Consider the following 24,663-nt stretch of genomic DNA (forward strand, 5'->3'; position numbering starts at 1 on the left):
TCCCGCGCGGCGGGGAACACACCGCCGATGTGACACACACCCCGCACCCGGGCGGCCCCGGGGCCAGCGTCGTCGGCCCGGTCACCCGGGCACGTTCCGCCCCCCTGACTCCGATCCGCCGCACCCCGCCGAGGCGTCCGAACGCGCACGGGGACCCGCCGGCCGCGTCACGTCGCACCCCCGCACTCCCGCACCCTGCCCGGTTGCCCCCGATTTCCTTACCTGACTAAGGTCAGAGAATGGAACCGGAGCAGGTGGAACGGGTACGGCGCTTCAACCGGACGGTCGCCGAACGCGTGGGAGTGCTGCACGACCACTATCTGGGCGGTGCCCGCCCCTACGGGCAGGCCCGGCTGCTCTGGGAGATCGGAGACGGCGGCACGCACGATGTGCGCGGCGTGCGCGACCGGCTCGACCTCGATTCCGGCTATGTGAGCCGGCTCCTGCGGGCGCTCGAACGCGACGGCCTCGTCACCGTCGCTGCCCACCCCCGCGACCGCAGGGTGCGCACCGTGCGGCTGACCGCGGCCGGGCAGCGGGAGCGAGCTCTCCTCGACGACCGCAGCGACGCACTCGCCGCGTCGCTCCTCGCTCCGCTCGACGCCCGGAAGCGCGAGAGGCTGACCTCGGCCATGGCCGAGGTCGAGCGCCTGCTGACCGCCTCGGTGGTCTCCCTGACCGCCCGGGACCCCGGCCACCCGGACGCCGTGCACTGCCTGCGCTCCTACGCCGCCGAACTGGGGGAACTCTTCGAGGGCGGCTTCGATCCCGCACGCAGCCTCCTGCCCGACCCCGGGGAACTGCGCCCACCCGGCGGCCTGTTCCTCGTCGCCACACTGCACGGCGAGCCGGTGGGCTGCGGTGGGATCAAGCTGCCGGCCGGAGCGCCCGCGGAGATCAAGCGACTGTGGGTCTCCCCCCACGTGCGGGGGCTCGGCCTGGCCCGGCGCCTGCTGTCGGAACTGGAGGAACGCGCCGCGCTGCACGGCAGCCGGCGGGTCCGGCTCGACACCAACAGAGCCCTCGAAGCAGCCACCCGCCTCTACCGCGAGAGCGGCTACCGCGAGGTCACAGCCTTCAACGCCGAGCCCTACGCCGACCACTGGTTCGAGAAGCGGTTGGCCCCGGGGACACCGTAGGGACGACGGGCCTGCCGGCCCGGCGGCTCCGCCCGGCCGGGGTCCGCGACCTCGCGCCCGCCGGGAGCGGGCGCGAGGTCGCGGACAACCCCTAGCGGCGCGCCACGCCGTCCAGCCGGGCGGCGGCGGCCACCGCGGCCGTCACCGCGGGGGCCACCCGCTCGTCGAACGGGGACGGGATCACGAAGTCGGCGGCCAGGTCGTCGCCGACGACGGCGGCCAGCGCCTCGGCCGCGGCGATCTTCATGCCCTCGGTGATCCGGGACGCCCGCACCTGGAGCGCTCCGGCGAAGATGCCGGGGAAGGCCAGCACGTTGTTGATCTGGTTCGGGAAGTCGCTGCGCCCGGTCGCGACGACCGCCGCGTACCGGTGGGCGACATCCGGGTGCACCTCCGGGTCCGGGTTCGCCATGGCGAAGACGAACGCGTCCTGCGCCATCGAGGCGACGGCCGCCTCGGGCACCGTCCCGCCGGACACGCCGATGAACACGTCGGCGCCCTTGAGCGCGGACTCCAGCGAACCGGACAGGCCCGCCTTGTTCGTCAGTCCGGCGATCTCCCGCTTGACGTCCGTCAGGTCGTCTCGGTCGGTGCTGACGACGCCCTTGCGGTCCGTGACGGCCACGTCGCCGATCCCCGCCGCCAGCAGGAACTTGGCGATCGCGACGCCGGCCGCGCCGGCGCCCGAGATGACCGCGCGCAGGTCGCCGAGCTCGCGTCCGGTGAGCTTCGCGGCGTTGCGCAGCGCGGCGAGCGTGACGACGGCCGTGCCGTGCTGGTCGTCGTGGAAGACCGGGATGTCCAGCCGCTCCTGGAGCTTGCGCTCGATCTCGAAGCAGCGGGGTGCCGCGATGTCCTCCAGATTCACCCCGCCGAACGACGGGGCCAGGCGCACGACCGTCTCGACGATCTCGTCCGCGTCGGTGGTGGCGAGCGCGATCGGCACCGCGTCGACGCCGCCGAACTGCTTGAACAGGATGGCCTTGCCCTCCATGACGGGGAGCGAGGCCTCCGGGCCGATGTCGCCGAGTCCCAGCACCGCCGTACCGTCAGTCACGACCGCGACGACCTGGGACTTCCAGGTGTAGTCGTGCACCAGCTCGGGATTCTCGGCGATCGCCGTGCACACGCGCGCAACCCCGGGGGTGTACGCGAGGGAGAGTTCGTCCCGGTCCCGCACCGGGACCGTGGCCTGCACGGCCAGCTTGCCGCCCCGGTGCAGGGCGAAGACGGGATCGAAGGGCTCGTCGGATTCGGTGTCCGTCTCCGCGTCACTGCGCGGGTTGACGATCTCCGCTGCCATCTGATGTGTCCCCTTTGGGTTGTTCGTTCGAGGGTGTGCCGGGAGTCCGCCCCTGGTCGAGGGGTGGTTCGACGCGCCGCACGCGCGTCCTCAAGTCCCGGTGGGGGAAAAGTCATTCATACCCGACGGGTGGCGTCGCCACGCGCGCCTGACCACGGCGTGGGCAGCCGGAGATTCTCCGGCCGGCAGGAGGCGTCCCGGAAGGGAGCCCCGCCGCGCGAGGCGGGCGGGTGTCGGTTCGGGGGTGACCCGTTATCCGATTTTGACATGCCCGGCGGCCTGTAGCCGCCTGTCCAAATGGCAGGATGCCGTAATCACACACGGTCGCGACACCCGAAGACGCGTGCACGTCCACCTGGCAGCCACCCCTTTGCCGTCCCAACACGGTGACCCATCTCGGAGGACCCGAACATGAGTACCACCCCTCGCACCATCGCCGTGAGGTCCCGGGTCGCCGCTGTCGGCGCGCTCGCGGTCGCGGGCGCCCTCGTCCTGACCGGCTGCGGCGACCAGACGAAGAAGGACAGCGGGAGCAGCGGTGCCGCCAGCACGAGCGCCGCGCCCTCCCTGCACGACAAGCTGCCGCAGCAGATCAAGGACCAGGGCGTTCTCAAGGTCGGATCCGACATCGCGTACGCACCGGTCGAATTCACCGACAAGTCGGGCAAGACGGCGGGCATGGACCCGGACATCGGCGCGGCCATCGGCAAGCAGCTCGGCGTGAGGGTGGAGTTCGAGAACGGCACCTTCGACTCGCTGGTGACCGGCCTGCGCGCCAAGCGCTACGACATGATCATGTCGGCGATGACGGACACCAAGGACCGGCAGAACGGCGTCGAGGACGGCAAGAAGGTCGGCGCCGGCGTCGACTTCGTCGACTACTACAGCGCGGGCGTCTCGATCTACACGCAGAAGGGCAAGACCCAGGGCATCAGCGGCTGGAACGACCTCTGCGGCAAGACCATCGTGGTGGAGCGCGGCACCGTCTCCGAGGACCTCTCCAAGTCCGAGGCGAAGAAGTGCCCGGCCGGCAAGAAGGTCAAGATCGAGTCGTTCGACACCGACCAGCAGGCGCAGGTCCGCCTCAAGAGCGGTGGCGCGGACGCCGGTTCGTCGGACTCCCCGATCGCCGCCTACGCGGTGAAGACCTCCGGCGGCGGCAACGACTTCCAGCTGGTCGGCAAGACCGTCGAGGCGGCGCCGTACGGCATCGCGGTGACGAAGGGCGACACCCAGCTGACCCAGGCGCTCCAGCAGGCCCTGGACGCGATCATCAAGAACGGCGAATACCAGAAGATCCTCCAGAAGTGGGGTGCCGACAGCGGCGCCGTCACCTCGGCGGCGATCAACGCCGGCAGCTGACCCGCGGTGGACGGGCGCCCCGCCCGCTCCGCGTCCCCGGCCACCCCGGGGGCGGGGGCGTACGCGCCGGGGCGCCGCGGACCGAGGGGGGACCGAGGGCCGAGAGGACCGAGAGGCAGAGAAGACCTGTGAGTGTCGACATCAACAACAAGGCGGAACCCGCCGACGCCGTGCCCGCACCACCGGAGGCCATCCGCGCCATCCCGGTGAAGCACTACGGGCGGTACGTCTCCGGCGTGATCGCCGTCGCCGTACTCGTCCTGATCATCTACGCCTTCTCGCAGGGCAAGGTGAACTGGGGTGCGATCCCCGACTTCTTCTTCGACTCGCGCGTGCTCGGCGGCGTCGGCAAGACCCTGCTCCTGACGGTGCTCGCGATGGTGATGGGCGTCGTGCTCGGCGTCATCCTCTCCGTGATGCGCCTGTCGAAGAACCCGGTGACCTCGGCCATCTCGTGGTTCTACATCTGGTTCTTCCGGGGTACGCCGGTCTACGTGCAACTGCTGGTCTGGTTCAACCTGGGCCTGGTCTTCGAGTACATCAACCTCGGACCGATCTACAAGGACTACTGGTCGTCGTTCATGACGCCGTTCCTGACGGCCCTGCTCGGCCTCGGCCTCAACGAGGCCGCGTACATGGCGGAGATCTGCCGCGCCGGTCTGCTCTCGGTGGACGAGGGCCAGACGGAGGCGTCCCAGGCGCTCGGCATGAGCCACGGCAAGACCCTGCGGCGGATCGTCATCCCGCAGGCGATGCGGGTGATCGTGCCGCCTACGGGCAACGAGGTCATCAACATGCTGAAGACGACCTCGCTGGTCTCCGCGGTGCAGTACTCGGAGCTGCTGCGGGTCGCGCAGGACATCGGGCAGACCTCGGGCGCCGCGGCGGAGATGCTGTTCCTGGCGGCGGCCTGGTACCTGATCCTGACGACGGTCTTCAGCGTCGGCCAGTTCTACCTGGAGCGGTACTACGCGCGCGGGTCGAGCCGGGCGCTGCCGCCGACGCCCTGGCAGAAGGTCAGGGCGAACATGCTCTCGCTGAGCAACCGTGCCGGAGGAGGTGCCGCATGACCGCGATGGTGAGGGCCCAGGGCGTGCACAAGTCCTTCGGCGCCGTGGAGGTGCTCAAGGGCATCGACCTGGAGGTCGCGCCGCAGGAGGTGTTCTGCCTGGTCGGTCCGTCCGGCTCGGGCAAGTCGACGTTCCTGCGCTGCATCAACCACCTGGAGAAGATCAACGCCGGCCGGCTGTACGTCGACGGCGAGCTGGTCGGCTACCGGCAGCACGGCGACAAGCTGTACGAGCTGCGCGACAGCGAGGTGGCACTCAAGCGCCGCGACATCGGCATGGTGTTCCAGCGCTTCAACCTGTTCCCCCACATGACGGCCATCGAGAACGTCATGGAGGCGCCCGTCCGGGTCAGGCGGCAGAGCAGGGCCACGGCCCGCGCGAACGCCGTGCGGCTGCTGGACCGGGTCGGTCTGTCCGACAAGTCGGACAACTACCCGTCGCAGCTGTCCGGCGGCCAGCAGCAGCGCGTCGCGATCGCCCGCGCGCTGGCCATGGAGCCGAAGCTGATGCTGTTCGACGAGCCGACGTCGGCGCTCGACCCGGAGCTCGTGGGCGATGTCCTGGACGTGATGCGCGACCTGGCGTCCGACGGCATGACGATGATCGTCGTCACCCACGAGATGGGCTTCGCCCGCGAGGTCGGGGACGCGCTGGTGTTCATGGACGACGGCGTGGTCGTGGAGTCGGGCCACCCGCGGGAGGTCCTGACGAAGCCGCGGCACGAACGCACGAAGGCGTTCCTGTCCAAGGTTCTGTGAGGCGGCCCTGACGCGCACGAGGGGTACGGGTACGGCGCACACCGCCGTCCGCGTACCCCTCGCCGCGCTCATGTGCCGCCGTGCGTCACTTGAGCGCGAGGACGACCGTGTCCGCCGGGGAGGCCCACACCGCGCGCGCCTCGCCGAATCCGGCCGCGCGCAGCGCCGCCACGTGCCACTGGAGCGGGGGCGTCCCGCCGTCGGCGTGGCTGCCGTAGATCCGGAACCGTTCGGCGGTCGCCTCCGCGAGCGCCGGGTCGGCGGCCGCGGTCTCCCACCAGGCGGCCCAGTCGAGGGCGCCGTCCTTCTTCTCCCGGTCCATCCGGGCGTGCCGGTGGGCGCGCTCCGCCGCGTCGATGCGGGGGGTGTCCTCGTGAGCCATGTGGTCCGCGTTGGCGAAGACGCCGCCCTCGCGGGTGAGACCGGCGATCCGCCCGTACAGCTCGGCGAGCGGTTCGGCGTGCAGCCAGTGCAGGGCGGTCGCGGTGAGCACCGCGTCGTACTCGGTGTACGGCAGCGCGCTCGTCCAGTCGGGGTCCGTGAGGTCGGCGGCGACGAACGAGACCCGCGCGTCGCCCGCGAAGGTGCCGCGCGCGATGGCCAGCAGCGCGGGGTCGAGGTCGACGCCCGTACTGGTGGCCCCGGGGAACCTCTCCAGCAGCCGGGCGGTGATGCTTCCGGTGCCGCAGGCGAGGTCCAGCACGCGCGGCGCGGACCCGGTCAGGGCTTCGACCATGTCGAGCATGACCCGGAAGCGGTCCTCCCGGTCGGGCATGAACCACTCCTGCTGGCGGTCCCAGCTCCGCTGCCAGGCCCGCCAGTCGGTACCGCTTCCCGTTTCCCGTACTTCCAGCATGGAAACCCTCCACCTCGCACCGACGCATGTAATAGTCTGTTCGGGGAAACACCTATTACTCCCCGACGTGCAGAACCCTAGACCGCCGCCGTAAGGACTACAAGTGGATCTGGCCTCTTACTCGGACTACGCGGTGCGCCTCGTCAACACCGAGGAGCCTTTGCGTGGCACCGACACGCTCACCTCGGTCGAGGCCGTACGGACCCTGTTCGGCACGGCGTCCCAGGTGGCGCGCAGGGCCACGGACGCGGACGTCACCCGCCTGCGGTCCGTACGGGCGCGGCTGCGCGCCGTCTTCACGGCGGCCGACGAGAGCGACGAGACGCTGGCCGTGGACCTGCTCAACGCGCTGCTGCTGGACTTCCCCGTCAGCCCCAAGGTGTCCGGGCACGACACCCTCAACGACGAGGGCCGGCCCGACTGGCACATGCACCTCGCGGAGCACACGTCGAACGCCACCGCCGCCTACGCGGCGACGGCCGCGATGGGCCTCGCCTTCCATCTCACCGGGTACGGCGTCGACCGGCTCGGCCTGTGCGAGGCGGCGCCCTGCCGCAACGCCTACCTCGACACGTCGACCAACCGCTCCCGCCGCTACTGCTCCGACCGGTGCGCCACCCGGGCCAACGTGGCGGCCTACCGGGCCCGCAAGCGCCTGGAGACGGAGCGGTCCGCGAGCACCGGACGCAGTGCCGAGGCCAGCCAGGAGACGGTGGCGCCGATCGAACGGTGAGCCTCGCCGCGCGGCCGGTAGCGGCCGAGGACCCGGGCCAGCAGCAGTTCGTCGGGCACCGTGCCGAACAGCCGGCTGTCGCCCTCGGCGGCGGGGTTGTCCCCGAGCACCCACCAGCCGCCGTCACGCCGTTCGACCAGTCGCTTGACGATGAGCAGATCCTGCTGGAGCGGATGCTTCAGCACGGCCACATCACCGGTCTTCACCGGCGCCTTGTACTGAACGAGGAGCTGGTCGCCGTGTTTGAGCGTCGGATACATGGACGGACCCGTCACCTCGGCGATGCCCAGCGGCACCCTCGCCTCCCGTGGGTCACGCCCCTGTTGCGTCATCCGGCACCTCCCGCTCACTCCTGCGCTCCGTCATCGGTCCGATTCTGATGCCGGACTTTTGTCCTAAGCCCCAGGGGGCACTCGCGAAATCGGGCTTCTTACAGAGTAATGTCGCACCAGAGAAGACGATCACGAGGAAGGACAGCTCATGCTCTCCCGCCTGTTTGCCCCCAAGGTGAAGGTCAGCGCCCACTGCGACCTCCCCTGCGGCGTCTACGACCCCGCTCAGGCCCGTATCGAGGCGGAGTCCGTCAAGGCCGTCCAGGAGAAGATGGCCGGCAACGACGACGCCCACTTCCAGGCGCGCGCCACGGTCATCAAGGAGCAGCGCGCCGAGCTCGCCAAGCACCACGTCTCGGTGCTGTGGAGCGACTACTTCAAGCCGCCGCACTTCGAGAAGTACCCGGAGCTGCACCAGCTCGTCAACGACACCCTCAAGGCCCTCTCGGCCGCCAAGGGCTCCAAGGACCCGGCCACCGGCCAGAAGGCCCTGGACTACATCGCCCAGATCGACAAGATCTTCTGGGAGACCAAGAAGGCGTGATCTTCGATCATGCCGCTTGACCTGCGATTCGCATCGGTCGCCTGGTCTTTTCTCCGCACCCGGCCCGCAGGCCGCCGTACACGGCGCGCCACAGCGGTCCGGGTGCGGCGTTTTCCGGCGGGCGCGTGGCGGGCACAGGCCCGCACCCGCCCGGTCGCGCCGCCCCCGCGAGTGCGTGCGGACACCCCGCCGGGGCCGCCCGGGGTTCACGCGCGGGTCGCCGGACCGTCCCGCGTCGTCCTCATGTCGGCACGTGCCACCCGAAAGTGCCGGAAAGTATGGCGCAACACCTCGCGCGGGCGTTCGAGGCTGACATAGGGTCACATTCCATGACGGCCATGCCGCACGCGGCGATCGACAGCACCAGACCGCGCACCGCCGGGGTGTACGACTACCTCCTCGGCGGCCACGAGCACTACCGCGCCGACCGCGAGATCGGCGACCGGCTGCCGCCGCTCACCCGCGAAGGGGCCCGGCACAACCGGGAGTTCATGCACCGCGCCAGTGGCTGGCTGGCCCGCCAGGGGGTCGACCAGTTCCTGGACATCGGGACGGGCTTTCCGGCCGAGCCGAACCTCCACCAGGTGGTCCAGGGCGTCAATCCGGCCGCCCGCGTGCTCTACACCGACAACAACCGGATCATCCTGCGGTACGCCGAGGCGCTGCTCGTGAGCCACCCGGACGGCGCGACGGACTACCTGCAGGCCGATCTGCGCGATCCCGCCGCCATCCTCGAACACGCCCGCGCCACCCTGGACTTCACCCGCCCCGTCGCCCTGTCCGTCATCGGGCTGCTGCACTTCCTGCCGGACGACGCCGACCCGCACGCGCTGGTCGCCGCCCTGGTGGCCGGACTGCCGCCGGGCAGCTTCCTGACCCTGACGCACGCCGCGTCGGACCTGTACATGGAGAGCGCGCGGGCCGTCGTTGCGGCGTACGCGAGCGGCGGCGTCCACCTGACGCCCCGCGACCGGGCGTCGTGCGCGCGGTTCTTCGACGGCCTGCGGATCGTGGAGCCCGGCCTCGTCACCGTGTCCCAGTGGTACCGCGACGAGCCGGGCCCGGCGGCCGCGGACATCGGCCTGTACGCGGGCGTGGCCCGCCTGGCATGACGCGGGCGTCCACCGAGCGCGGGCTCCCGCCTCGCCCGTGTGTCCGGTGCGCCCGCACATCCGCCGCAGTCGACCATCCGGGCGGCGTGCGCGCCCCCGCGTGCGAGCGCCCGCAGGCGGTTCAGCCCTGCAGCGTGGGCCGGACGACCACCTCGTTGACATCCACCGCCGGCGGCTGTCCCACCGCGTACACGATCGCGTCGGCGATGGCCTCCGCGGGGATCGCGATCTCCATCCCGGCCCGCACCGCCTCGCGCGCGGCCGGCTGGCTGCTGCCCTCGGCCAGATCGGTGCGGGTGAAGCCGGGGCTGACGACGGTGACCCGCACCTCGCGGCTCTCCTGGCGCAGCCCTTCGGAGATCGCCCGTACGGCGAACTTGGTGGCGCTGTAGACGGCGGCCGTCGGGTCCACCCGCAGGCCGGAGACGGACGCGACGGTGACGATGTGCCCGTGGCCCTGTTCCCGCATCAGCGGCAGCACCGCGGCGATGCCGTGCAGGACACCGCGGACATTGACGTCGATCATCCGGTCCCACTCGTCGACCAGCAGGGCGTCGAGTGGCCCCAGGGCCATCAGACCGGCGTTGTTGACGAGCACGTCGACGCGGCCATGGCGGTCACGGGCCGCGTCGACGAAGGCCCGCATGCTCGCGGGATCGGTCACGTCGAGGGGGTGGTGGTCGGCCGTGCCGCCGTCCGCCACGATGCTCTCGGCCACGGCGGCGATCCGCTCGGTGCGGCGGGCACCGAGGACCACCCGGTGACCGGCCGCCGCGAGACGGCGGGCGGTGGCCTCGCCGATGCCGCCGCTCGCGCCGGTGACGAGGGCGACCAGGGACGGGACGGTGTACGGGGAGCCGGTGGTGTTCATTGCCTGCCTTCACGGTGGTGCGGGAGGTGCGGGTGGTGCGGGAGGTGCGCGTGCCGAAGTCGCGTGCCCGCACCCGCGGGGGCGGCTACGGGCCCACTGCGCGCGGTCGATGCCCGGTGCGCGACGGGCGCCCCGCGACGGATGCCGCGGCCGGTCCGCCCGTGGTCGCGCTTCTGATCCTGCGCCCGTCGCCCACCGCGTGCCAGGACGTGTCTTCCTGGGTGCGGCGCTCCTGGGACCGGTGGCCCGCGGAGCCGCGGACGTACGCTGTGACGATGGACGGCAGCACACTGGGCGAATTCCTGCGCGCGCGACGCTCCCGCGTCGGGCCCGGCGACGTCGGCCTGCCGGTGTCCGGCGCGCGCCGGGTGGCGGGGCTGCGGCGTGAGGAGGTCGCGGTGCTCGCCGGGGTGAGCGCCGACTACTACACGCGGCTCGAACAGGGACGGGAGCGCAGCCCTTCGGGTCAGGTCGTGGACGCCATCGCGGACGCGCTGCGGCTGGGGACGGACGCCCGCTGGCACGCGTACCGGCTCGCGGGGCTGCTGCCGAGGCCGCAGCCGGCGGCGCCCCGGGACCTGGCCGGCCCGCATACGGCGGCTCAGGGCGCGGCGGCTCCGGTTCCGGCGCGGACGGCCGCTCCCGGTGTACGGGCCGAGGCCGGGGAGCCGGTCGACCCCGCGCTGCTCCAGCTGATGGACGGATTCCCCACCGCCGCCGCGTACATCATCAACAGCCGGCTCGACCTGCTCGCCTGGAACGCCCCCGCGGCGGCCCTCTGCGCGCCCCTGACCATCGGCCGCAACATGCTCCACGCCCTCTTCCACGACCCGGCCACCCGCTCCCTGTACGTCGACTGGCACGACGTCGTGAGCGACTCGGTCGCGGTGCTGCGGCTGGCGGCGGGGCAGGCGCCCGGCGATCGGGCACTGGCCGCACTCGTCGCCGAACTGCTCGACGACAGCCCGGAGTTCGCGCAACTGTGGGAGCAGCACAAGGTGGCGCGCCTGGGCACGAGGACCAAGAGGTTCGAGCATCCCGTGGCGGGCCGGTTCTCCCTCACCTACCAGGCGTTCGACGTGCAGAGCACTCCCGGACAGCACCTCCTGGTGGGTACCGCGCGGCCGGGCACCCCCGACGCGGCGGCGGTGGCCCGCCTGACGGCCGGCGCGACGCCCCCGGACACCGCGCCGCCGGCCGGTACCGACGCCCCGCGCCCCGCCGACCCGATCGGCACACGCGGCAGGCCCGATCCCGTGCGCTGAGGACCGGACCCGGCAGGGGTGGCGGCCGTCCTCACCGGTCGCCGGCCGCCTGTCACCGGCAGCCCGTCACCGTCCGCCGACGCAGGTGGCAGGACGTACCCCGGCCCTCAGTCCCGTGCCGCGAGTCCCGCTCGCCGACCTCCGCGCAGCGGCCCGTCCCCGGTGCGCGGGCGGGCGCGGTGACATAGGCGAACCCCACCCGCACCACGAGCGCCACACCGAGCGCGGGCAGCGCGCCCGGCGGCACCACACCCCAGCCCGCCAGCGCCGCGTACAGGGCGAGCACGGGCAGCAGCGGCCCGGCCCGGAGTACGGCGGCCCGCCACCGCTCCCGGCGGCTCACGCGTCCGCCCCCGCCGCGCGGGCGCGGTCGAGATAGCCGGCGAGGGCGCGGTAGGCCTCGGCGGGAGCGCCGGGATCCCCGGACAGGGCGGCCGGGTCCGCCCGCCAGGCGGCGCGTACCCCGGCGCCGATGGCCGGGTCGCCCCCGCTGAACAGCGCACTCAGCTCGTCCATGCGGGCCACGATCCGGCGCACGCGTGCGTCCGCCGGAGTGACCCCGTCCCTGCGCAGCCGCTCCGCCCGCCGGTACAGCTCGGGCCACTCGATCTCCAGCAGGTAGTGCGCGGCCGGTCCGAGCGCCTGCGCACGGTCCCGCAGCACGTCGAGCTGACCGGGATCCAGCCGGCCGCTCAAGGCCCGCTCGCCCTCGCGCCCCGCGCCGCGCACGGCGGCGAGCGCGTCGAACAGCGCCCCGGGCGACGGCCCGTCCGCCGTGTCCAGCTCGGCCGCCAGCCGGACGAGCCGGCCACGCAGCAGTTCCAGTTCGGCCAGGGACGCCTCGACGTGCGCGAGATGGTCGCCCACCAGCCGTACGGGATCGACACCGCGGTCCAGGCACAGGGCGACGGTGTCGAGTCCGAGGCCGAGGCCCCGCAGCGCCAGCACCTGGTAGAGCCGGGCGACATCGTCCCCGGTGTACTCCCGGTGGCCGCCCGCGGTGCGGCGGGAGGGGCTGAGCAGCCCGATGCTGTCCCAGTGGTGCAGCGTACGGACGGTGAGTCCGCAGGCCTCGGCCAGCGGACCCACCTTCCACGTGGGTGAGGGTGTCGTCATACGTCCACGGTGCATCCTCACGCCACGTCGGGTTCAAGCCCCCGGCGCGACGGGGTCCTCCGGCGCCTCCGCCACCGCGGTGATCTCCACCAGCTGCCCGGGCAGTCCGAGGCAGGCGACGCCGAGCAGCGTCGACGTGTGCGGCCCGAGGCTGAGCCCGCTGCCGAGCACGACCTCCCACACCCGTCCCAGGTCGTCCGGCCGCGCCGACACGACGTACACACTGGTCGTCACGACGTCGGCGGGCCCGCAGCCCGCGGCGCCGAGCGCCGCCTCCATGTTGACGAGGACCTGCCGCGTCTGCGCCGCGAAGTCCCCCTCCCCCACGAGTCGCCCCTGCGCGTCGAGCGGCATGGCGCCCGCCAGGAACACCAGCCGGCGCCCGCCCCCGACGACGGCGGTGTGGGCGTATCCGGGCGGCGGGAACAGCCCGGGTACGACGGTGCGGTGCGCCACGGCGCCCCCTCTCGTGAAGGTCCGGACGGAGGGCTGCCCGGAGCCGAACCCGGGTCATCGTGGAGGGTTCCGTCAGCCGTGCGCCACGGGTTTTCCGCACAGTCACCCCGACGTGACACCCCGGGGCGGGTGGGCTTGGTACTTTGCGCCATGGACATCAGTTCCTTCTCCGCCCGCCGGGTCGGCGGACAGGTCGTCGGGGACTTCCGGCTGCGTCTCACCGTCGGAGTGGGGCGCGCCCGGGAGGTGGCCGGGTGGGCCCGGCAGTGGGGGTTCGACGTCGAGGGCGGTGTGCTCGACCGGGGGCGCACGCCGGGACGGCCGACCGTGGTGCGGGAGAGCGCCGGGGATCTTCCCGGGCAGCACGCCATCGCGGCGCAGTGGGCGCAGCGGCTCGCCGCGGACGGCTTCCGGGTCGTGCGGACCCGCATCGAGGCGGCACCGTGGAACGACGGCGTGCCGCAGACGGACGACGAGGCCGCCACCTCACCGCCCCGCTGGTTCGCGCAGCGGGTGACCGTGCGGCTGCCCATCCCGTACGACACCCGGCGGCTCTCCGCCGTGGCGGGCCGGCACTCGGCGCGCCTTTCACGTCAGGCGCGGACGATCCCCACGCGGGGCGCGCAGGACCGGGTGCTGGTGCAGTGCGTGCGGGAGGTGGGCCGTCAGAGCGCCCGGCTACGGCTGGAGGGGCTGCTCGGCGGGCTGGCCGATGCCGGGCTGCGCGCGATGGACGTCGAAGAGGCGTACGTGGTCTACGACGACGGCCCCTCCGGTCTCCTGTGATCCCGGTGCGGGCGCGTCGGCCGGGCTCCGAGGGCGTCGCGAGGCGCCGTTCACGGACACGACGGCCTTTTCCGGGGCGTTCCTGGGCCTTTTCCCGGCCGAGGGCCACGACTCAGCCCGTAGCGGGGCGTAGGGACGACTCACCGCGTTCCGGGATCTTTTCCGCGGGCCACGGGCCACGGGCCACGGCCTCGGCACGTGACGGGGCGTAAGGACGACTCGCACCTCGCGCGCCCGTCGGGTGGCCGGCCGCGGGAAGCCCGTGTCCCACACCCGACGGGAGTGGGACGGGCGCGTCACGCGTCCTCGTCATGACGGTGCGTCAGAACACGTCAGCAGTGTGCCCTCGGGAGTGGGCCGTCAGGCACCCACCAGGGAGCGGTCGGCCAGTTCGGTGTCCGCCGGGAGCTGGTGCCCGATGCGGACGAGGGCCTCCTCGAAGCCGCCTCCCGCGATGCCCGACGCATAGGACGTACCGCCCCAGTGCAGTGTGAGTGACAGCTCCGGTCCCTTGTCACCGAGCGTCAGAAGACAGCTCAGAGTGGCCTGTTGGGGATTTCCCGAAGCCAGGACACGCAAGGGCATGTCCCACTCCATGACGCACGCGGCGAGATCCGGTCCGCCGCCCACCGGCCCCAGGGTCGCGAAATCCGCACCCTGGTACGCGACTCCCCGTACCTCGGTGCGCACGTGCCCACCGCCGGAGAGAAAAGTGATCGCTTCCGCGCCTTGGCGGTCCCTGTACCAACCCGCCCATGTGTCGCTCGACTCCGCTGTCATGGCGCGGACTGTAGCGGCAATGGATCTTCCCCGGCCGGTCGGGGCACCGATCGACGCGGCGGCGGCACCGCCGGCGGGCCGAAGCCGCCCACCGGGACCGGCGGACGCCGGGTCCCGGACGGCCCGGGGACGGTGGCCGCAGGGCGGGTCCCCGGGCGGTCGGCCGGGCGGTCGCGAGGACACCGGCACCGGGAACACACCGCATCGTGGCCCCGCAACGAGCCGCTCCCGAAACCGGTGTGGGCCACTTCACGCGGCCGGCGAGCCGGTCAACAGCCCTGCGGGCGGCGGCTGTACGGGCTGACACCGCCGCCCGGGCGGCACCGCCGCCCTGTCACCTCCGGCCCGCGCGGGTGTGCCGGGGGACCGCCGGAGGGGCACCCGCCGTCGGCGGAGCCCATCCTCGGAGCCGATGCCTCACGGGGTGGGGCCACCGTCAACAGCACTTCCGAGGAGTCACGTTGGGGCCGGGCCCGCGCCGGGAGGGGCCTCAGAGCGTGCGGCGTGTGACGAACTCGGCGAGGGCGAGCAGGTCGCCCGCCGCGGACAGGTCCGGTACGGCGGTGGACAGTTCGTGCACCGCGCGTGCCATCCGGTCGGCGGCCTGGATCTGGGCCCATTCGCGCCCGCCCGCGCGCTCGACCGCCGACGTGGCCCGGCGGACCGCGTCCGCGTCCATCGGGTGCCGGTACAGCTCGGCCAGTTCCTCGGCCGCCTCGGTACCGGAGGCGAGGGCGGCGACGACGGGGAGGGACTTCTTGTGGGCCGCGAGGTCCGCGCCGGCCGGCTTCCCGGTGCGCTCGGGGTCCCCCCAGATCCCGATCAGGTCGTCGATCAGCTGGAAGGCGAGTCCGGCCTCCCGGCCGAACGCGTCGAGCGCCGCCACCGCGCCGTCGTCCGCGCCCGCGTACAGGGCACCGAGGGCGCAGGAACTGCCCAGCAGCGCACCGGTCTTGGCGGTCGCCATCGCCAGCACCTCGTCCACCGTGACCGCGTCGGGCGCGCGGTCCTCGAAGGCACAGTCGGTCTGCTGGCCCGCGCACAGTTCGATCACGCAGTCCGAGAGGCGGGCAACGGCGGCGGCGGACGCCGGGTGCCGGTCCTGGGCGAGCAGCCTGGCCGCGAGGGACATCATCGCGTCGCCGGTGATGATCGCGTCGGGAACGCCGAAGACCGCCCAGGCGGTGGGCCGGTGGCGGCGGGTCGGGTCCTCGTCGATGACGTCGTCGTGGAGCAGGGTGAAGTTGTGGGTGAGCTCCACCGCCACGGCGGGGCACACCGCGCCGAGCGGATCGGCGCCGAGCGCGCGGGTGGCGGCGAGGACGAGGGCGGGCCTGATGACCTTGCCGCCGCCTCCTCGGGCGGGTCTGCCGTGCTCGTCCTCCCAGCCGAAGTGGTACCGGGCGACACGACGTATCGGTTCGGGCAACGACGCGACGGCGGAACGCAGTTCGGGGCCGACCACGTCGCGGGCCCGCTCCAGGAGCGCCACCGCCTCGTGGCCGCCCGTCGCCGCGTCCTGGCTGGTCATGGTCATGGGTGCTGCTTTCCTTGTGCGTGCGCGCAGGCGGCGCCACGGGCGCTGAGGACGGAGCCGGGGCGGGGCCCGGGTGGGCCCTGCCGGAGAAAGCCCGCAGGGGTCGGCCGGACCGGAGGATGCCGGGGCCGGTGGGCCACACCGGAGGATGCTGGGGCCGGTGGGCCACACTGGGGAATGACGCGGCGAGTGGGCCGTACCGGACGGCCGCGGTGCGCCGGGGCGGGCCGGCCGCAGGGCTCCTGCGAAGCAGCCGGCCCGCCCCGTGACGGTCGCCTCACCGCCAGCGGCTGACCTCCACGTTCTCCAGGACGCCGAGCGCGTCCGGCACGAGGACGGCCGCCGAGTAGTAGGCCGTGACGAGGTACGAGATGATCGCCTGCTCGTCGATGCCCATGAAGCGCACCGACAGGCTCGGCTCGATCTCGTCCGGGATACCGGCCTGCTGGAGGCCGATGACGCCTTGTTCCTGCTCACCGGTACGCATGCAGATGATCGAGGTCGTCCGCGCGTCCGAGATCGGGATCTTGTTCGACGGGAAGATCGGCACACCGCGCCAGGCGGGCACGTGGTGGCCCGCGACCTCCACGCTCTCCGGCACGAGCCCGCGCCGGTTGCACTCGCGGCCGAACGCGGCGATCGCCTTCGGGTGGGCGAGGAACAGCTTCGATCCGCGCCTGCGGGAGAGCAGTTCGTCCATGTCGTCCGGGCTGGGCACCCCGTCGTGCGGCTGGAGCCGCTGCTCGTAGTCGCAGTTGTGCAGCAGCCCGAACTCGCGGTTGTTGACCAGCTCGAACTCCTGGCGCTCGCGCAGCGCCTCGACCGTCAGCCGCAACTGCTGCTCGGTCTGGTTCATCGGCTGGTTGTACAGGTCGGCGACGCGGCTGTGGACCTTCAGGACGGTCTGCGCGACGCTCAGTTCGTACTCGCGGGGCGCGCCCTCGTAGTCCACGAAGGTGTGCGGCACGACGGCCTCGCCGACGTGGCCGGCCGACAGGTCGATCTCGGCCTCGCCGTACTTGTTGGTCCGCTGGTGCGGCAGCGCGACCTGTGCCCGCAGGTGTGCGCCCAGGGAGTCGGCCCGCTCGGCGAGGTTCAGCACATCACGGCGGGTGAGCACCAGTGCCGTGCAGGTGGTGGCGGCGCGCGCCGTCCACTCCCACGTGGCGTCCCCGTCGAGAAGGGCGTGGTCACCGAAGTAGGCGCCGTCGGCGAGGACTTCGAGGACGGCCTCTTCCCCGTACGGCCCCTGCCCCATCTTCTCGACTCGGCCGTGCGCGAGCAGGAACACCCGGTCCGCGGACTCGCCCTGGGTGACCAGGGCCTCGCCCGCCTGGAACTCGTGCTGCTCGCACCGGTTGGCCAGCTCTGTGAGAGCCTCCTCGTCCTCGTAGTGGCGCAGCGCGGGCAGCTCGCCCAGCTCCGCCGGGATGACCGAGACCCGGTCCCCGGTCTGGACGAAGGTGATCCGCCCGTCCCCCACCGAGTAGCTCAGCCTGCGGTTCACCCGGTAGGCACCGCCCTGCACCTGCACCCACGGCAGCATCCGCAGGAGCCACCGGGAGGTGATCTCCTGCATCTGCGGGACCGACTTGGTGGTGGTCGCCAGGTTCCGCGCGGCGGCCGTACCCAGACTCTGCTGGGGCTGCGACTGCTCCGTACGGACCTCATCAGCAACCGACATGAAGACTCCCCTTCGATCATGTACCGACCTGCGGGGCAAAGCGTTTCAGCACGGTGGGTGGTCGCACCACTACACAAAAGAGTGGGAGTGAACCGTGCGCCAGGCGGGAAGCACGGGGCGCACCGGCTCCCCGGCGCCCTCCCGCCCGGCCGGGTGCGGCACCGCCCTCAAGGGCCCGTGCGCGAGTCCCGGCCGAGGCCCCGGGCCCGGTCCGCCGCCGCGGCACCGGGCCCGCGGCGCACAATGCGGGGTGTGACACCGACCGACGGGTCCGCCCCCGGCCCCCTCCCGCAAGCGCTGCGCCCCCGCCTGCCCTCCCCCCTCCAGCCCCTGGCGGACAGACACTTCGCCGCATCTGGCGTACGTCTTCTACTCAAGCGCGACGACCTGATCCACCCCGAAGTACCGGGCAACAAGTGGCGCAAGCTCGCACCGAACCTGTCCGCGGCCCGTGCGGCGGGCGCGGACACCCTGGTGACGTTCGGTGGCGCGCACTCCAACCACCTGCGCGCCACCGCCGCCGCGGGCCGTCTGCTCGGCCTCGCCACGGTCGGCGTCGTCCGCGGTGACGAACTGGCGCACCGGCCGCTGAACCCGTCGCTCGCCCGCTGCGCCGCGGACGGGATGCGGCTGCGCTTCGTGGACCGTGCGGCCTACCGGCGCAAGGCCGAGCCGGACGTGCTGGCCGCCCTCGTGGAGGAGGCCCTCGCGGGCTCGGGACGCGCGCCCGGCTCGGCGTACGTGATCCCGGAGGGCGGCAGCAACGCGGCCGCCGTGCGCGGCTGCGCGGGCCTCGGCGAGGAGTTGCGGGGCGCGGCCGACGTGGTCGCGGTCGCCTGCGGCACGGGCGGCACGCTCGCGGGACTCGCCGCGGGTCTCGGCCCGGACCAGCGGGCGCTCGGCATCGCCGTCCTGCGGGGCGGCTTCCTCAGTGCGGAGGTGGCCGGGCTCCAGCGCGCCGCGTTCGGCGGACCGTTGGGGGACTGGTGCGTGGACGACCGCTTCCACGGCGGCGGCTTCGCGCGCACCGGCCCGGAGCTGGCCGCGTTCGCCGACGGCTTCGAGCGCGAGCACGGGCTGCGGCCCGAGGGCGTCTACGTCGCCAAGATGCTGTACGGGCTGACCGCCATGGCGGCGGCGGGCGAGTTCGCGCCGGGCACCTCCGTCGCGGCCGTGATCACGGGGCCGCCCGACCCGGCGCCGTGATCACGGCGCCCCGGGCCGGGCGGCGCGGGGCGGGCCTCAGTCCGCGCCTCCCTCCCGGTAGGCCGCCGCCTCCTCCAGGTCCAGCCGGCGCAGCAGGGTCCGCATCATCTCGTCGTCGATGCTGCGCTGGTCGCGGAGTTCGACGAAGACCGACCGCTCGATCTCGATGACGGTGCGGGACAGCCGGGTGTACGTGGCGTCGGCCGACTCGCCCGTCGCCTCGTTGACACCTCCGAGGCGCTCCCAGACGGAGTTCCTGCGCCGCTCCAGGACCGTACGCAGCCGGTCGGCGAGGGGCTGGGGCAGCGCGTTGCGCTCGTCGGCCAGCAACTCGTTCAGGCGCTGCTCCGCGGCCCGCGACGCCTCGCTCTGGGCCTGCGCCTCGGCGAGGGTCTCCGCCTGCACGTCGCGTGGGGGCAGGCGCAGCAGGCGGATCAGCGGCGGCAGTGTGAGGCCCTGGATCACGAGCGTGCCGATCACGGTGGTGAAGGTCAGGAACAGCACCAGGTTGCGGCCGGGGAACGGGCTGCCGTCGTGCACCCGCAGCGGGATGGAGAACGCGATCGCCATCGAGACCACGCCGCGCATCCCCGCCCACCCGACGATCACCGGCGCCCGCCAGTCGGTGTCGGGTTCACGGCGTCTGATGCGCTCGGACAGCAGGCGCGGCAGGAACGTCGCCGGATAGACCCAGACGAACCGCGCGAGGACGACGGCGGCGAAGACCCCAGTCGCGTACAGGCACGCCTCGCCGACGCCGTACTGTCCGAGCCCGCGCAGGACGAACGGCACCTGGAGCCCGATCAGCGCGAACACCGCCGACTCCAGGACGAAGGCGACCATCTTCCAGACCGCGTGCTCCTGCAGCCGGGTCGCGAAGTCGACCTGGGTGTTGTGGTGTCCGAGGTACAGCGCGACGACGACGACCGCGAGGACACCCGAGGCGCCGAACTGTTCGGCCAGGGCGTAGGCGACGAACGGGATGAGCAGCGACAGCGTGTTCTGGAGCAGCGCCTCGCGCAGGTGGGTGCGCAGCCAGTGCAGCGGCACCATCAGCACCAGACCGACGAGGACGCCGCCTCCGGACGCGAGCAGGAACTCCCGCATCCCGCCGCCCCAGCTGGCCCCGGTGCCGACCGCCGCGCCGAGGGCCACCTTGTAGGCGGTGATCGCCGTCGCGTCGTTGACCAGCGACTCCCCCTGCAGGATCGTGGTGATCCGGTGCGGGAGCCCCAGCTTGCGGGCGATCGCGGTGGCCGCGACCGCGTCCGGCGGCGCCACCACCGCGCCGAGCACCAGCGCGGCGGTCAGGGGCAGGTCGGGGACGAGCAGGTAGGCCAGGTACCCGACGGCGAGGGTCGCGAACAGGACGTACCCGACGGACAGCAGTGCGACGGGGCGGGCGTTGGCGCGCAGGTCGAGGTACGAGGCGTCGACGGCGGACGTGTACAGCAGCGGGGGCAGGACGAGCGGCAGAACGACCTGCGGGTGCAGCGTGTAGTCCGGCACCCCCGGCAGATACGCGGCGATCAGGCCCGCGGCCACCAGCAGCAGCGGCGCCGGCACCGAGGTCCTGCGTGCCGCCCCCGCGATCGCCGCGCTCCCGGCCACGAGCGCGACCAGCGGCAATACGTCCATCCCGACTCCTCAACACCCGTCGTAACCTGGCCATCATGAGTGAGTGCACCCACGTCAGGGAACTGCCGCGCCCCGAGCCCGCCCCGCTGACCGAGACCTGCCAGGACTGCCTGAGGGCGGGCAGTCACCCGGTTCAGCTGCGGATGTGTCTGGTGTGCGGTCTCGTCGCGTGCTGCGACTCCTCCCCGCACCAGCACGCGACCCGGCACTTCAAGGAGACGGGGCACGCGGTGATGCGGTCCTTCGAGCCCGGTGAGAGGTGGAGGTGGTGCTATGCCGACGTGTCGGTCGTCTGACGGCGCGCCCCCCGCGCGATCCCCCCGGGCGTGCGGGCACGCCCCCTCGGCGACCGTACGTGATCACCGGGCCGCCGCCGCGCCCGGCCCCGGGCCCGCGCCCCGGTCCCGACCCGCGACGATCCCCGGGTCCTGGCGTGGTTCGACAGGGTGCGGGGTGGGTACGTCAACGCTCCGCCGGACGTTCCGATTTGGGCCCCGCGCACCCCTGGCCACTTTCCGTGCTCAAGGACCTACCATGAGTGACACCGGTCGGGCGGGGGTCCTGCGACAGGGCACTATGGGGCGCGGTAGCGTCGCCAGTCCAGACCGGCGCGTACGACCCACGTACCGCGTGGCCCCTGGCGCCCATGGCGTCACGGGGCCCCGAAAAGCTTGTGCCACCTTGGAGGTGAGGGTGTCCCAGATCGCAGGCGAGCCCGGGACCCAGGACTTCGTGGAAGTCCGGTTGCCCGCTGCGGGTGCCTATCTGTCCGTGCTGCGTACGGCCACGGCCGGCCTCGCGGCGCGGTTGGACTTCACCCTCGACGAGATCGAGGACCTTCGCATCGCGGTGGACGAGGCGTGCGCGATCCTGCTCCAGCAGGCCGTGCCCGGCTCCGTCCTCAGTTGCGTCTTCCGGCTGATCGACGACTCCCTCGAAGTGACCGTCGCGGCGCCCACCACCGACGGGCGCGCTCCCGAGCGCGACACCTTCGCCTGGACGGTGCTGTCGGCACTCGCCGGCAAGGTCGACTCCTCGGTGGCGGACGACCGTACGGTCTCCATCAGCCTGTACAAACAGCGCGGCGCGGGACCAGGCCCGGCGTGAGCGACGGGGAGGGGCCGGTGCGTGACGAGGGACGCGTCGTCGGGGACGACGCGGGGGAACACGCGGCGCGGCCCGGCGAGCGGCAGCGCCCCACCGGGCGGTCCGCGCCCGTGGGCATACCGGAGCAGCAGGCCCGTCCCCATCCCGAGGACGGGTCCGACGGCCAGGAGGCCACGGGGGAGCAGGCGCGGGCGGAGCGGGCGGCCGGGATGAGCGAGAAGCAGGGCGAGGACGAGCAGCGCGACGAGAGGACCGAGCGGGCCGGGGAGGTCTCCGCCCCCGAAGCGGCCGTGGCCGCCGAGGCGGCGGCGCATCTGGAGCGCGCGCGGCACACCGTCGACACCCATGACCGCGGGGGCGCGCGGGCCCTGTTCATCGAGCTGCGCGCCCTGCCCGACGGTTCGGCGGAGCGTGCCGACCTGCGCAACCGGCTCGTCCGGATGCACCTGCCGCTGGTGGAGCATCTGGCGCGGCGGTTCCGCAACCGCGGCGAACCGCTCGACGACCTGACGCAGGTCGCGACGATCGGCCTGATCAAGTCGGTGGACCGCTTCGACCCCGACCGTGGCGTCGAGTTCTCCACGTACGCGACGCCCACCGTGGTGGGCGAGATCAAGCGACACTTCCGGGACAAGGGCTGGGCGGTGCGGGTGCCGCGCCGTCTGCAGGAGCTGCGCCTGTCGCTGACGACGGCGACGGCGGAGCTGTCGCAGCAGCACGGCCGCTCCCCCACCGTTCACGAGCTCGCCGAGCGGCTGGGGATCTCCGAGGAGGAGGTCCTGGAGGGCCTGGAGTCGGCGAACGCCTACTCGACGCTGTCGCTCGACGTCCCCGACACGGACGACGAGTCCCCGGCGGTGGCGGACACCCTCGGCGCCGAGGACGAGGCGCTGGAGGGGGTCGAGTACCGGGAGTCGCTGAAGCCGCTGCTGGAGGACCTCCCGCCGCGCGAGAAGCGGATTTTGCTGCTCCGGTTCTTCGGGAACATGACGCAGTCGCAGATCGCGCAGGAGGTCGGCATCTCCCAGATGCACGTCTCGCGCCTGCTGGCGCGGACCCTGGCGCAGTTGCGGGAACGCCTGCTCGTCGAGGAGTGACGCGGCGGGTACCGGAACAACCAGGAACGGCGCGGCCCTCGGAAGAGGGCCGCGCCGTCCGTGTACCACGCCGTCCGTGTACCGCGCCACGTGATCCGGCTGTCCTGGACCCCGCCGCAGGGTCGTGGTGCCGCTCGTACGGCTGCGCCGCGTGATCGCCGCGCTGTCCGCGGAGCGGGCACGGCCGGAAGCCGGGATCAGCCCTGTTCGCTCGTGCCCGGCGGGCGGATGCCGAGGGCCTGCGTCGTCGCCGCGTTGACCAGGAGGACGAGGCCCGCGATCGCGACCGCCGCGACCGCGATGCCCGCGGGGACGAGCGAGCCGCCCGAGCTCATCAGGGCGTACGCCACCGGCAGGGCGATGATGTGGGTGATCATGGCGGGACCGCGGCTCCAGCCGCGCCGGCCGAGCAGGCCCCGGGCCGCGGCCAGTGGCAGGATCCCGATGGCGATCACCGTCGCGCCGAGCGCCTCGGCCTGCCCCGGGTCGTCCGGTTTGCCGGTCAGCCCGGCCACCAGCAGGTAGACGCCGGCGGCGAAGAGGGCCAGCGCCTCCAGCCCGGTCAGGGCCGCCGCCGCGGTCAGCCGGGGCGGACGGGGGCCCCGGGTGTCGGGGCCGGCGGGGGACGTACCTTCGCTGCTGCTCACCCGTGCAGCGTAGCCGCCGCCTCCGGGCCGGACTCCGCCCCCGCCGCGCCCGGCCGGTAATGTGCGAAGCATGCGCGCACTTCTCGTGGTCAACCCGGCGGCCACCACCACCAGTGCCCGCACCCGTGACGTCCTCATCCACGCGCTCGCCAGCGAGATGAAGCTGGAGGCCGTGACGACCGAGTACCGCGGGCACGCGCGCGATCTGGGCCGCAGAGCAGCCGAGTCCGACGACATCGAGCTGGTGGTCGCCCTCGGTGGCGACGGGACGGTCAACGAGGTGGTGAACGGGCTGCTGCACGCCGGCCCCGATCCCACCCGGCTGCCCCGGCTCGCGGTGGTCCCCGGCGGTTCCACCAATGTCTTCGCCCGCGCTCTGGGTCTGCCCAACGACGCGGTCGAGGCGACGGGCGCCATTCTGGACGCGCTGCGTGACGGAAGCGAACGCACCGTGGGTCTCGGTCTGGCGTCCGGCACCGCGGGCACCGCGGGCACCGACGACGAGGCCGTACCGTCCCGGTGGTTCACGTTCTGTGCGGGCTTCGGTTTTGTCGGCGGCGTGGTGGGGCGGGTCGAACAGGCGCGTGAGCGCGGGAAACGCTCCACGCACGCCCTCTATCTGCGCCAGGTCGTACGGCAGTTCCTCGGCGATCCGCACCGTGGACACGGAACCCTCACACTCGAACGGCCGGGCGAGGATCCGGTCAACGGCCTTGTTCTGTCGATGGTCTGCAACACCGCTCCCTGGACCTATCTGGGCAGCCGCGGTGTGTACGGGGTGCCGGGTTCGTCCTTCGACAGTGCCCTCGACGTGCTCGGACTCACCAAACTGTCGCTGCCCGCGGCCACCCGTTACGCGACGCAACTGCTCGGATCCACCCCGGACAAGGGCCTTCACGGGAAGCACGCGGTCACGTTGCACGACCTCACGGACTTCACCTTGCATTCGAAGGTCCCACTGCCCCTTCAGATGGACGGCGACCATCTGGGACTGCGTACGAGCGTGACGTTCACAGGCGTACGCCGTGCACTGCGTGTGATTGTGTGAGTGAAACCCCCCGGATACCTTTCACTCGAACGTTTAGGCTGGAGTCCACCCCATCGATGTACGGCTGTGACCTAGTCGACACCGAGGAATCCAAAAAAAGTTTCCGGAAGGGGTTGTATCCGCCGCCGAGGTTTGCGAATCTCTACATGGCGATCGGGACGGCTCCAGTAACACCAGCCTCCCTGAGAACCAGAACCCCTCCTCGAACCAGGACCG

At 72.6% G+C, this 24,663-nt stretch carries 26 protein-coding genes; 14 read left to right on the plus strand and 12 right to left on the minus strand.

Annotation, left to right across the window (positions count from 1 at the left end; translation table 11 throughout):
• Nucleotides 1–239 precede the first annotated feature (239 nt).
• Nucleotides 240–1,139 (plus strand): bifunctional helix-turn-helix transcriptional regulator/GNAT family N-acetyltransferase, encoded by a 900-nt coding sequence (locus tag OG310_RS11015; protein ID WP_329455700.1) that lies wholly within the window; start codon nt 240–242, stop codon nt 1,137–1,139.
• Nucleotides 1,140–1,230: 91 nt separating this feature from the next.
• On the opposite strand, the gene OG310_RS11020 is transcribed toward OG310_RS11015, so the two are convergent.
• Nucleotides 1,231–2,442, minus strand: a complete 1,212-nt coding sequence (locus tag OG310_RS11020) for an NAD(P)-dependent malic enzyme (protein WP_329455701.1) — start codon at nt 2,440–2,442, stop codon at nt 1,231–1,233.
• A gap of 411 nt (nt 2,443–2,853) precedes the next feature.
• Between OG310_RS11020 and OG310_RS11025 the strand changes: the two genes are divergently transcribed.
• The 3 genes from OG310_RS11025 to OG310_RS11035 all read left to right on the plus strand — a co-directional run bounded on the left by OG310_RS11025 (nt 2,854) and on the right by OG310_RS11035 (nt 5,632).
• A complete protein-coding gene (locus OG310_RS11025) occupies nt 2,854–3,804 on the plus strand; it encodes an ABC transporter substrate-binding protein (RefSeq protein WP_329455702.1) in 951 nt (316 codons plus the stop codon).
• Between the two features lie 128 nt (nt 3,805–3,932).
• The gene (locus OG310_RS11030) at nt 3,933–4,874 is read left to right on the plus strand and encodes an amino acid ABC transporter permease (RefSeq protein ID WP_329455703.1); all 942 of its coding nucleotides are present in this window, start codon (nt 3,933–3,935) and stop codon (nt 4,872–4,874) included.
• Nucleotides 4,871–5,632 (plus strand): amino acid ABC transporter ATP-binding protein, encoded by a 762-nt coding sequence (locus OG310_RS11035; RefSeq protein ID WP_329455704.1) that lies wholly within the window; start codon nt 4,871–4,873, stop codon nt 5,630–5,632. Before OG310_RS11030 ends, OG310_RS11035 begins: the two co-directional genes overlap by 4 nt.
• 85 nt (nt 5,633–5,717) lie before the next feature.
• On the opposite strand, the gene OG310_RS11040 is transcribed toward OG310_RS11035, so the two are convergent.
• Nucleotides 5,718–6,488 carry a class I SAM-dependent methyltransferase gene (locus OG310_RS11040; protein ID WP_329455705.1) on the minus strand — a complete coding sequence of 257 codons (771 nt, stop codon included), beginning with the start codon at nt 6,486–6,488 and terminating at the stop codon, nt 5,718–5,720.
• A 103-nt stretch (nt 6,489–6,591) separates the two neighbouring features.
• Here OG310_RS11040 and OG310_RS11045 point away from each other — a divergent pair, with 103 nt between their 5' ends.
• Nucleotides 6,592–7,221: a CGNR zinc finger domain-containing protein gene (locus tag OG310_RS11045; RefSeq protein WP_329455706.1), complete on the plus strand. Its 630-nt coding sequence runs from the start codon at nt 6,592–6,594 to the stop codon at nt 7,219–7,221.
• Here the strand turns inward: OG310_RS11045 and sodX are convergent.
• Nucleotides 7,125–7,553 (minus strand): nickel-type superoxide dismutase maturation protease, encoded by a 429-nt coding sequence (gene sodX, locus OG310_RS11050; protein ID WP_329455707.1) that lies wholly within the window; start codon nt 7,551–7,553, stop codon nt 7,125–7,127. The two genes, OG310_RS11045 and sodX, sit on opposite strands and share 97 nt — an antisense overlap.
• A gap of 148 nt (nt 7,554–7,701) precedes the next feature.
• On the opposite strand from sodX, the gene sodN reads away from it, so the two are divergent.
• Both sodN and OG310_RS11060 read left to right on the plus strand, forming a co-directional pair.
• Nucleotides 7,702–8,097, plus strand: coding sequence for a superoxide dismutase, Ni (sodN, locus tag OG310_RS11055; RefSeq protein WP_235797362.1), 396 nt, complete (start codon nt 7,702–7,704; stop codon nt 8,095–8,097).
• Nucleotides 8,098–8,426: 329 nt separating this feature from the next.
• Complete coding sequence (locus tag OG310_RS11060) at nt 8,427–9,209, plus strand: SAM-dependent methyltransferase (RefSeq protein WP_329455708.1); 783 nt, start codon at nt 8,427–8,429, stop codon at nt 9,207–9,209.
• Between the two features lie 121 nt (nt 9,210–9,330).
• On the opposite strand, the gene OG310_RS11065 is transcribed toward OG310_RS11060, so the two are convergent.
• Nucleotides 9,331–10,080: an SDR family oxidoreductase gene (locus tag OG310_RS11065; protein WP_329455709.1), complete on the minus strand. Its 750-nt coding sequence runs from the start codon at nt 10,078–10,080 to the stop codon at nt 9,331–9,333.
• A gap of 275 nt (nt 10,081–10,355) precedes the next feature.
• Between OG310_RS11065 and OG310_RS11070 the strand changes: the two genes are divergently transcribed.
• The gene (locus tag OG310_RS11070) at nt 10,356–11,345 is read left to right on the plus strand and encodes a helix-turn-helix transcriptional regulator (protein WP_329455710.1); all 990 of its coding nucleotides are present in this window, start codon (nt 10,356–10,358) and stop codon (nt 11,343–11,345) included.
• 52 nt (nt 11,346–11,397) lie between these two features.
• On the opposite strand, the gene OG310_RS11075 is transcribed toward OG310_RS11070, so the two are convergent.
• From OG310_RS11075 to OG310_RS11085, 3 genes are read right to left on the minus strand one after another with little or no spacing between them, the layout of a single operon-like run.
• Entirely contained in the window at nt 11,398–11,688 is a 291-nt protein-coding gene (locus OG310_RS11075; RefSeq protein WP_329455711.1) for a hypothetical protein, read from the minus strand.
• Complete coding sequence (locus OG310_RS11080) at nt 11,685–12,461, minus strand: MerR family transcriptional regulator (RefSeq protein WP_329455712.1); 777 nt, start codon at nt 12,459–12,461, stop codon at nt 11,685–11,687. The genes OG310_RS11075 and OG310_RS11080 overlap by 4 nt, the downstream gene beginning before the upstream one ends.
• Nucleotides 12,462–12,494: 33 nt before the next feature.
• The gene (locus tag OG310_RS11085) at nt 12,495–12,917 is read right to left on the minus strand and encodes a RidA family protein (protein WP_329455713.1); all 423 of its coding nucleotides are present in this window, start codon (nt 12,915–12,917) and stop codon (nt 12,495–12,497) included.
• A gap of 150 nt (nt 12,918–13,067) precedes the next feature.
• Between OG310_RS11085 and OG310_RS11090 the strand changes: the two genes are divergently transcribed.
• Entirely contained in the window at nt 13,068–13,703 is a 636-nt protein-coding gene (locus tag OG310_RS11090; RefSeq protein WP_329455714.1) for a hypothetical protein, read from the plus strand.
• Between the two features lie 360 nt (nt 13,704–14,063).
• Here OG310_RS11090 and OG310_RS11095 read toward each other — a convergent pair whose 3' ends face one another.
• From OG310_RS11095 to OG310_RS11105, 3 genes are all read right to left on the minus strand, one after another.
• On the minus strand, nt 14,064–14,483 hold the full coding sequence (locus tag OG310_RS11095; protein ID WP_329455715.1) for a DUF6304 family protein: 420 nt from the start codon (nt 14,481–14,483) through the stop codon (nt 14,064–14,066).
• 490 nt (nt 14,484–14,973) lie between these two features.
• Complete coding sequence (locus OG310_RS11100) at nt 14,974–16,020, minus strand: family 2 encapsulin nanocompartment cargo protein polyprenyl transferase (protein ID WP_329455716.1); 1,047 nt, start codon at nt 16,018–16,020, stop codon at nt 14,974–14,976.
• 277 nt (nt 16,021–16,297) lie between these two features.
• A complete protein-coding gene (locus OG310_RS11105) occupies nt 16,298–17,704 on the minus strand; it encodes a family 2B encapsulin nanocompartment shell protein (RefSeq protein WP_329455717.1) in 1,407 nt (468 codons plus the stop codon).
• A 243-nt stretch (nt 17,705–17,947) separates the two neighbouring features.
• Between OG310_RS11105 and OG310_RS11110 the strand changes: the two genes are divergently transcribed.
• Nucleotides 17,948–18,910 (plus strand): 1-aminocyclopropane-1-carboxylate deaminase/D-cysteine desulfhydrase, encoded by a 963-nt coding sequence (locus tag OG310_RS11110; RefSeq protein ID WP_329455718.1) that lies wholly within the window; start codon nt 17,948–17,950, stop codon nt 18,908–18,910.
• A gap of 36 nt (nt 18,911–18,946) precedes the next feature.
• Here OG310_RS11110 and OG310_RS11115 read toward each other — a convergent pair whose 3' ends face one another.
• Entirely contained in the window at nt 18,947–20,548 is a 1,602-nt protein-coding gene (locus OG310_RS11115) for a Na+/H+ antiporter (RefSeq protein ID WP_329455719.1), read from the minus strand.
• 35 nt (nt 20,549–20,583) lie between these two features.
• On the opposite strand from OG310_RS11115, the gene OG310_RS11120 reads away from it, so the two are divergent.
• From OG310_RS11120 to OG310_RS11130, 3 genes are all read left to right on the plus strand, one after another.
• On the plus strand, nt 20,584–20,844 hold the full coding sequence (locus tag OG310_RS11120; protein ID WP_329455720.1) for a UBP-type zinc finger domain-containing protein: 261 nt from the start codon (nt 20,584–20,586) through the stop codon (nt 20,842–20,844).
• A gap of 397 nt (nt 20,845–21,241) precedes the next feature.
• Nucleotides 21,242–21,655 carry an anti-sigma regulatory factor gene (locus tag OG310_RS11125; protein WP_225019954.1) on the plus strand — a complete coding sequence of 138 codons (414 nt, stop codon included), beginning with the start codon at nt 21,242–21,244 and terminating at the stop codon, nt 21,653–21,655.
• The gene (locus OG310_RS11130; protein WP_443078603.1) at nt 21,652–22,752 is read left to right on the plus strand and encodes an RNA polymerase sigma factor SigF; all 1,101 of its coding nucleotides are present in this window, start codon (nt 21,652–21,654) and stop codon (nt 22,750–22,752) included. Before OG310_RS11125 ends, OG310_RS11130 begins: the two co-directional genes overlap by 4 nt.
• A 197-nt stretch (nt 22,753–22,949) precedes the next feature.
• Here OG310_RS11130 and OG310_RS11135 read toward each other — a convergent pair whose 3' ends face one another.
• Nucleotides 22,950–23,399 (minus strand): hypothetical protein, encoded by a 450-nt coding sequence (locus tag OG310_RS11135; RefSeq protein WP_329455721.1) that lies wholly within the window; start codon nt 23,397–23,399, stop codon nt 22,950–22,952.
• A 70-nt stretch (nt 23,400–23,469) separates the two neighbouring features.
• Here OG310_RS11135 and OG310_RS11140 point away from each other — a divergent pair, with 70 nt between their 5' ends.
• A complete protein-coding gene (locus tag OG310_RS11140; RefSeq protein ID WP_329455722.1) occupies nt 23,470–24,447 on the plus strand; it encodes a diacylglycerol/lipid kinase family protein in 978 nt (325 codons plus the stop codon).
• Nucleotides 24,448–24,663 lie beyond the last annotated feature (216 nt).

It is taken from the genome of Streptomyces sp. NBC_01497, assembly GCF_036250695.1.
Lineage (GTDB): Bacteria > Actinomycetota > Actinomycetes > Streptomycetales > Streptomycetaceae > Streptomyces.